The sequence below is a fragment of the Mesorhizobium sp. M4B.F.Ca.ET.089.01.1.1 genome (assembly GCF_004022605.1).
Taxonomy (GTDB): Bacteria; Pseudomonadota; Alphaproteobacteria; order Rhizobiales; family Rhizobiaceae; genus Mesorhizobium; species Mesorhizobium abyssinicae.
Genome location: NZ_RZOS01000796.1, coordinates 1 through 1512, shown reverse-complemented (window position 1 = coordinate 1512; position 1512 = coordinate 1). Strand labels below are relative to the sequence as shown.

General features: G+C 68.0%; 3 protein-coding genes. 2 read left to right on the top strand and 1 reads right to left on the bottom strand.

Features of this window, described 5'->3' with window-relative positions:
- Positions 1-489: helix-turn-helix domain-containing protein (locus EN780_RS33955; RefSeq protein WP_128276435.1), on the top strand; the 489-nt coding region annotated here is incomplete at its 5' end.
- A gap of 18 nt (positions 490-507) precedes the next feature.
- Here the strand turns inward: EN780_RS33955 and EN780_RS33950 are convergent.
- Positions 508-1065, bottom strand: coding sequence for a sugar O-acetyltransferase (locus EN780_RS33950; protein ID WP_127285348.1), 558 nt, complete (start codon positions 1063-1065; stop codon positions 508-510).
- A 124-nt stretch (positions 1066-1189) separates the two neighbouring features.
- Between EN780_RS33950 and EN780_RS33945 the strand changes: the two genes are divergently transcribed.
- Positions 1190-1512 (top strand): DUF4126 domain-containing protein (locus tag EN780_RS33945; protein WP_128276434.1); only part of this gene is annotated, 323 nt, incomplete at its 3' end.

Here is a 1512-nt window from a genome sequence, read left to right as displayed (position 1 = left end):
CTGCATATCGTGCGCGCCCGCTACGGCGCGGAAGTGGCGTTGCGGCTTGCCCGGCATGTCGTGCTGTCACCACACCGGCAAGGCGGTCAGGCGCAATTCATCGAGCGCCCGCTGGCGCCGACCCCGACCGCCGACCGGTTCGCGCAGGCCCTCGACAAGGTGCGGGCGACGCTCGGCGAGGCGCACAGCCTCGACAGCGTCGCCGAGGCGGCCGGCCTCACCCGCCGCACCTTCACGCGCCGCTTCCAGAAGTCGATCGGCACCAGCTTCGGCGACTGGCTGGCCGACCAGCGGATCGCGCTCGCGCAGAGGCTGCTGGAGGCGACGGAGAAATCGATGGATACGGTGGCCTTCGAAGCCGGCTTCGGCAGCGCCACCTCGCTGCGCCAGCATTTTTCCGCGCGGCTCAAGACCTCGCCGATGCAATATCGGCGCGAGTTCTCCAGGAGTGCCGGTGCCAAAAGGCCGACACACGCCGCAATGTTTTGACCCGAACCGGCAAGCCGCTCAACGCTGCCTGACCGGACGCGCCGGATTGCCGACCACCGTGGTGTTCGCTGCGACGTCGCGGGTAACCACGGCGCCTGCGCCGACGATCGCGCCCTCGCCGATGTTGACGCCGCCGAGGATGATGGCGCTGCCGCCGATCCAGGCATCGGCGCCGATCGTCACCGGTTTGGCGATCTCCAGGCCCGCCTGCCTTCCTGCAGCCTCCCGGTGATGCTCGGCGCAGTAGATCTGCACATTGGGCCCAAGCAGCGTTCGCTTGCCGATGCGCACCGGCGCCGTATCGAGGACCGTGCAGCCGGCATTGAGGAAGACACCATCTCCGAGAAAGAGGTTGAACCCGTAGGCGCAGTGGAACTGCCCCTCGATGCGCGCCCCCTCGCCCGCGTTTCCCAACAATGACCGTAAGGCCGGGCCGATGTCGCCGCGCTGCCGGGGCGGCAGGCCGTTGTGCTCGAACACCGCATCGCGCGCGGCAACGCGCAGCGCTTCCAGTTCCTGATCGACGCAAGTGTACCACTCGCCCGCCGCCATCTTCATGCGCTCACTTGTCGTCATGGCCGCGTCTCCATCGAATTACTGCCAAAGCACAATCCTTTGCTGGGCGAAAGCCTGCTGGCCAAATGTCCGGCCTATGCTAGCTTGCTCGCGCTGCGAGGTCCTGACATCGAGGGGGTCAATCATGCTTTATCTGCTTGCATTGCTGATCGGGGTCGTTGCCGGGCTCCGCGCCGGAACGGCACTTGCCGTCACCGCCTGGGGCGCCTGGCTCGGTTGGCTGCCGGTCGCCGGCAGCTGGGCGAGTTTCATGGGGCACTGGATCGCCGTCGGCATCTCCACCATCCTGGGGGTCGCCGAGCTGATCACCGACCAGTTGCCGTCGACGCCGAGCCGCAAGGTGCCGCAGCAGTTCGGCGCCCGCGTCATCATCGGCGCCTTTTGCGGCGCCGTGCTCGGCGCGACCGGCGGCGCCACCATCGGCGGCCTGATTGCCGGCGCCATCGG

Bases quoted from the DNA above. Each gene is read 5' to 3' on its own strand.
- EN780_RS33950 (WP_127285348.1), bottom strand. From the start codon at position 1,065: ATGACGACAAGTGAGCGCATGAAGATGGCGGCGGGCGAGTGGTACACT.